The organism is Brasilonema octagenarum UFV-OR1 (assembly GCF_963888615.1).
GTDB lineage: Bacteria > Cyanobacteriota > Cyanobacteriia > Cyanobacteriales > Nostocaceae > Brasilonema > Brasilonema sennae.
The window spans coordinates 22652-28651 of the sequence record NZ_CAWPKW010000343.1 but is presented as its reverse complement, the minus strand read 5'-3'; the positions used below and the strand labels follow the sequence as shown (position 1 = coordinate 28651).

The 6000-nt window shown below is 41.5% G+C and carries 4 protein-coding genes; all 4 read right to left on the bottom strand.

The genetic code is table 11. The annotated features are described in order from the left end of the window. Positions 1-83: 83 nt before the first annotated feature. Complete coding sequence (gene gmk, locus AC5590_RS31060; RefSeq protein WP_169267115.1) at positions 84-683, bottom strand: guanylate kinase; 600 nt, start codon at positions 681-683, stop codon at positions 84-86. Positions 684-847: 164 nt separating this feature from the next. Then, positions 848-1117 (bottom strand): extracellular matrix/biofilm regulator RemA, encoded by a 270-nt coding sequence (gene remA, locus AC5590_RS31055; RefSeq protein WP_017319267.1) that lies wholly within the window; start codon positions 1115-1117, stop codon positions 848-850. Positions 1118-1968: 851 nt separating this feature from the next. Next, positions 1969-2625 carry a PsbP-related protein gene (locus tag AC5590_RS31050; RefSeq protein ID WP_169267114.1) on the bottom strand — a complete coding sequence of 219 codons (657 nt, stop codon included), beginning with the start codon at positions 2623-2625 and terminating at the stop codon, positions 1969-1971. Positions 2626-3447: 822 nt separating this feature from the next. Then, a complete protein-coding gene (locus AC5590_RS31045) occupies positions 3448-5361 on the bottom strand; it encodes a thiamine pyrophosphate-binding protein (RefSeq protein WP_169267113.1) in 1914 nt (637 codons plus the stop codon). Positions 5362-6000 lie beyond the last annotated feature (639 nt).

Below are 6000 nucleotides of genomic sequence, written 5' to 3'. Positions count from 1 at the left end.
TTGAATTTTGAATTTGAGCGTTCGCCCTTGGCGTGCGCCTCTGGCGCTCAGCGAGGGTCATAGGAGGGTTTTACCAACGAGTGTTAACTCAGTATGGCTGCTTCTATGGAATTGAGAGCGCTTTCAAAATCGTCATTAACAATTTGAATATCAAACTCATCAGCAGCATTTATTTCTTCTTGAGCACAGCGCAGACGACGGGCGATCGCCTCATCTGAATCCTGTGCCCGACCACGTATTCGTTTTTCTAATTCACTCATAGAAGGCGGCAAAATGAAAATACTCAGGGCGCTAGGATAACAAGTGTGAATTTGTCGTGCTCCTTTTAGCTCAATTTCTAGCACAACACTTTTGCCAGAGCGAATTTGGTTCATTACGGCTTCTCGCGGAGTGCCGTAATAATTACCAGCAAATTCTGCCCACTCCAATAATTCGCCAGCAGCAACCAATTCTTCAAACTCTCTACGGCTGACAAAATAATAATCTTTGCCGTTCGTTTCCCCTGGACGAGGAGAACGAGTCGTCACCGATACAGAATAATGCAGTTGGGGATGACGCTGTAAGAGCGATCGCATTAAAGTGCCTTTGCCAACTCCACTTGGACCAGTCAAGATAATTAGCTTGCCTGTTGGCGGGCATTCTTTAGTAGTAGCACCACTTTTAGTGCTGATAACTTGCATCATCCGTTTAACCTGTGAATTAATTAGTAGATACTATTCATTGGCCATGAGTCTGACGACTCCTGACTAACGAAATTTTGTAGCCTAGGTGACATAAAACCACTGTTATTCACATGGTACTGCTGGTATGGCGCAAATAGGCGTGGGACTATAGATTTAACCTTTGCTCAATTATCTACAGCTTGATGGTGATCACGTGTGATCACAAAGCGATTCGCTACCGTTTCCGGTTGAATCGCCGAAAGAATAACGTGACTGGAATCAGTGATGATAACAGCCCTAGTACGACGACCGTAAGTTGCGTCGATCAGTTGACCGCGATCACGCGCATCAGTGATGATCCGCTTAATCGGGGCAGACTCTGGACTGACAATGGCAACTACTCGGTTGGCAGACACGATGTTGCCAAAGCCGATGTTGATTAACTGAATGTCCATAAAAAAACTGACGCTAAACGCGGTGAGAGAAGCTTTTAAAGAACTATTCTTTATGTTATCTACAAAAAATAGGAGTTACAACGCTTATACTTACGTCAGTCTTCGTTTTTAAGTTCATTAATCCCTTTTTTAGCTATTTCTGAGCCAAGAATACTAAAAATCTACCTAAAGGAATAGGCTCATATAGGAATCCGGTTTGATTTGGTCAGACCAGTGCTTGATGAGGGTTTCCCGACAGAGGCATCTGGTGAGACAGCGCTATGCAGTCCTTGTCTCCCGACAGAGGCGATTGCGTAAGAGTAAGCGCAAGCGCACGAATCGAGCGAACACGTAAGCGTGTCCCTTTGGCACTTACAAAGTAGCGTCTGGGCAGGAGATACCCGATAGCCCTCCGGGAACGCCCGTCGCCTGCACAGGAGCCAGTACTTGATGAGGGTCTCCCTCACGCTTGTTCTGGCGTTGGAGACCCTACCAAGAGCGCGCTTACTCACCCTAAGGCGTGGCGGAGCGCCATAGGACGTTCGCCGTAAGGCGTGCGCTCTGCGCACACCCGAAGGATCACAGAGTAGAGATCCGTAACACGGAACTGTACCTAGTTTTACAAAAATCAAATAGGAATTTTATATGAATTCAAAAAATAATTGCAATTTTTGTATTTTAGCTACAATGCATTAACCCAACGCTACAACGCTTGTAAAAGTTGGGTTGGGTTTTGCATTGTTCTAGCCAATCTACGCATCTATGTATTTGGAAATCATTTCTGAACTCATAGAAAATCACCTGCTAGCTATTGTTTGTGCAGTGCAACTCGAAATCACAAAGCCGTAGACAATTTTAGAATGTTAAGTTTATCAACTCAAAACTTTGAAGGAGGAGTGTATCTTTTCAAAAATAGGTATGTAGTTTGAATTGTTCCTTGTGTAAAAAGTAGTAATACAAGCGGTATTGTTGTCTTTATAAGGTAATAAAGTAATCATTGTTTCTGTTTCTCTACCAGAATACCACATTCTCATACCATTTTTACCATCCACATTAATTTTTTCCTTTTTAACTAGCCTTTCTCCATTTTCTTCAGAATAGCTGAGGTTTTCAGTGAAAGTTTTTTGAATTTTTTCGGAAATAATTTGAACATCAGTTTTAATAAAATTTTGGGTAATTATTCCTCCACCTCTTATTGCCATTTTTAGATTTGTAATATAAGCTAATTCACTACAGCTTCTTGTCAAAAACCACCCGAGTGGATAAGAAATAGAATATACTTTGTTTTCTACATAGGTTTGAAAATTTGTGAAAACTGAATTAATTTGAGACGCTATAACAGTAGAAGGCTTAAGTTTTCTGATTATCTGTTGATCAGTAGAGAGTGATTGCCCTATCGTCATTTGAGAATATGGCGTATCAAGATGCTGCTTGAGCTTTGTAGTAGCTAAAGTTTGATTAGCGAAAGTCTGAACACTGACAAGTGTAACTGTGAGCAGAAAAGTGTCTACCCATTTAACTAGTCTCATAATTTTTTATCCTCAATCTTTAATTTGAAAAAAAGTAAGAATTGGTGCTCAGATTGAATATTTGATTTTAATCATCAAAGCTATTGCGTTTGCAAAATTCTAATTTGATTGATTTTCTTCTTGAAGAGGTTGGCGAAAAGCAAGCAAATAGTTATTTCTACAAAGTTGAAATAACACAATGATGACAAGTAAACGGGTATCACTTGTAAATGACACTCTCATCTCAATGCATCTATAGCAATCCATGCGGGAGTTGTGAAATTACTCGTTGAAGTAAAGAACGCTTAACGCTTAAGAAGAATGTACAAATGTACTTTTTTTTTAAGCGCAGAGCGCAGGCACTTTCACAAAAATGAGAACTGCTATATATGATTTTTACTTTGTTATCAATGAATAAAAAAGTAGAAAATATAACAAAAATTAGGATAAATTAAAGAGCGTACTAATCACAGGATTTTTGTCCATCAAGTGATAAAACAATACCATTGTTGTTAAACATGGTTTTTGGAGATTTCAGAGGTGTAAAACTCAAGAGACGCAACGTAATATGGGAGCATGCCAATTTTGTAAAAAAAGAAGGGTATGGTGTGCATCTTGCTCCCTACTTTATTACCAAAAGGGGGCAAGATGGCTCCACTACAAAATCAAATTACTTTATACATTTAGGATGCTCACCATAAGATTGCATTAGTTATTATTCTTGTAAATTATCGGATCAGCAACCGTTCTGAACTCTCTGTTTGGGTTATAAAAAATCCCCCGCAAGCTAAAGCCAAACGGAGGAAAAACGACACATTCTTTGTAAAAATGGAAATAATGCGACTAACCAATAAGTTCCTTGACTTTATTGATGATGCCTTCAGGGTCAATTCCTTGATAGGGGTACTGTTCCCATAAACCACCACATCCCTCTTTGTGAGTTCCTAAGTGAGCAAATTTTGGTGTCAGTCCCCGTTCAAGTAACCAACTACCAAAGCGGCTACCCAATCCTGTGCGGCGGTTGAAAGATTCAACAACCAATACAAATGGGGCTTTACCAACTTTTGCCAGCATTTGTTCATCAATAACGTTGAGTGTTGGCTTATTAATTAAGCCGACATCAATTCCTTGCTGTTTGAGACGTTCCACGGCGTCAACTGCGCGGTATAGTGCTTCACCAAAGCTGATGATATAACCAGCAGTTCCTTCACGCACAACTTCATCTTTACCGGGAGTAAAGGTGTAGCCTTCGCCGTGTAAGTCTTTGCCATTGGCATCGAGAATGTTCGGCGTTTTAGACCGGGTGGAGAAAATAAATCTGAGTCCCTGCTCAAAAAATACTGCTTCAACACAAGCTTTCATTTGAGCTGCGTCAGCGGGGAAATACAGTCGCGTTTCGTAGCCGTCATCTAAGCCATTATCGGCAAAGAAATTGTTTAAACCGAAGTGACAGGTATTATCCGCCATGTCATCTATGCCAGAGTGAGAGAAGTGACATAGGACGTTGGAATAGTTCAGCCGCGCCATTGTAATTTCGGAAACGCACATCTCTAGAAATGCGCTGAAGGTGCCGAAAATACCCTGCTTACCTTTTTCCATACCGAAACCAGCAGCGGCCGAGAAATTTCCTCGCTCCATAATGCCAGAACTCACGAAGATTTCTGGGTGAGCGTCGTGAATCTTGTTCAGTCCACAGGAGCCTTCGAGGTCACTATCGATACACATGACCTTTTCTTTACGCTCGGTTTCACTCAAGCGATCAAGGACGGACACCACAGCTTCGCCAAACACGGTGCGGTTGGAACCCAACTTATCGCCAGAACCGATGAAGGTATAACTGTTCTTGGGTTTTTGAATACTTTTGAGGTATCTAACGGCTTCAGTTAGTCCGCGCTTTTCCAAGTAGGCGATCGCCTTATCCGCTGGAATCACATCATGACCATGAGTCGAACCTTCGATACCTTCAATTCCCACAGCCATCTTGCGCTTGTTGACCAAAGCTACTGGTCCATCACTCGTCACTGCTTGACAGATACGACGATACAAATCATCCAAATCTTCGCCGTCTCCTTCATTGACGCTGAGTCCGTGACCAGCAAGTGTCTTAGCGACACTAAATCCTGGTAAGTATTCCGAAGGATGTCCGGCGATTGTGACATCATTATCATCGATAATGAGCTTGACATTAAGATTCTTGGCAACTGCTAAACGTGCTGCTTCCGCATCGTTACCTTCCTGTTGGGAACCGTCAGAGCCGAGACACAAAACGACCTTATTCGGATTTGCCAGTGCGACACCATTGATGTAAGGCCAAATGTGTCCCAGGCGTCCGGAACTAAACTTTACTCCAGGAGTCAAGCCGAGTTCGGGGTGTCCAGGTAGTTTTGCACCAGCTTGGCGGTAATGAACAAGTTGTTCAGCACTTAACTCACCATGCAACACAGCCATAAGGTACTGGGTAGCAACGCGGTGTCCAGCTTCATCAAAGAAAATTGGTACGAATTTATCTGGTGCCCCCCGGAATAAGGCATCGAGGATAACGACTTCTGGTACTGTATCGTAAGGACCGCCAGTGTGACCGCCTACACCGCTAGCAGCTCCTGTGGCTGTAAAGAAAACAATTGCATCACGACAGAGTTGAATATTGGCTTTGAGTGTCTCCCGTTCCTCATCGCTCAGAGTTGGATTGGCAGGGTTCAGTGCTATTTGCTTATAAGCACTAAGGTTTATAGGAAAGCTAGCTGTAGCAACAGTCATGGTTGATATTCCTGTATGTAGATGAATGACACCAACAGAACCGTCTTCTTCGACGGTACACTGCAACGGTAAACTATATTGTTATGGTTGATTGCAACAAACACTTTGTGAACACTTTTGAATGGTAGGAAACGCTGCGGTTCTCCAAATAAATTAACAAGTTCTTTTTAAGTATAAATGCTTATCATAGTTTCAGAACAAGAAAAATAAAGAAAATAAAAAATTTTTACGCTATACAGCCAAGTAGGACATGACAAATGTTGAGAGCGAAATATGCACGCTTTTGAACTTCAGTCAATTAGACTGGAGAAGTGAATTAAAAATTTATGATAAAGATTTTTGCTCATAAAGATAAAAGCTTCATGAAGTTAGAAATAAGTTGACATTTTCGGTAGAAAAAGGTGCAAATAATATTTAAGGTGCATACTTTCAAAAAACAACTTCAGCTTTTAAAGCTTCATCAGAGTAAGAGCAAAGAGTGTTAAAAGTTCTTTGACAGTATCAAGCGAGAAAATTAAAAAACTTGCTTGCCCAGAGTAAATCGACTGAATAACGGGTGTCTACCAAAAGCTAAGCAACTCATGCTTCTTGATCGCTGAAATACTAATGCAACGTACAGGTGCTTAGTGTTGTGTAAGT